This is a genomic window from Collinsella sp. OF02-10 (assembly GCF_003463445.1).
Lineage (GTDB): Bacteria > Actinomycetota > Coriobacteriia > Coriobacteriales > Coriobacteriaceae > Collinsella.
This window is the reverse complement of sequence record NZ_QSCW01000045.1, coordinates 1-299: the sequence shown is the minus strand read 5'-3', so window position 1 is coordinate 299 and position 299 is coordinate 1. Positions and strand designations below refer to the sequence as shown.

Annotated in this window: 1 rRNA gene (running past one end of the window); it reads right to left on the bottom strand. The window is 55.5% G+C overall.

The features are described 5' to 3' along the window. Positions 1–119, bottom strand: a 16S ribosomal RNA gene (locus tag DXA43_RS10105); its annotated part reaches 1,378 nt to the left of the window's first position; the annotation flags it as partial. Between the last annotated feature and the right edge of the window lie 180 nt (positions 120–299).

The window sequence follows — 299 nt, the reverse complement described above, 5'->3', positions numbered from 1 at the left end:
TCCACGTGTTACTCAGCCGTTCGCCACTCGCTTCCCTCCGGAGAGGGGTGCCGTTCGACTTGCATGTGTTAGGCGCGCCGCCAGCGTTCATCCTGAGCCAGGATCGAACTCTCCGTCCAAAAATATCTGGGCTTCGAGCCCGTCCGGTCCTCTCAGTCCATCGCTGATCGGTTCCGTTCGATTCATATGGTTCTGTATAGGAAAAGGAATTTCTCGGGGCCGCCTCTCGGCGGCCTTGCGAAAAACAAATCCAAGTTAGACCATTTCAAATGGTTCGATGTCTGCCCGGATGCGACACT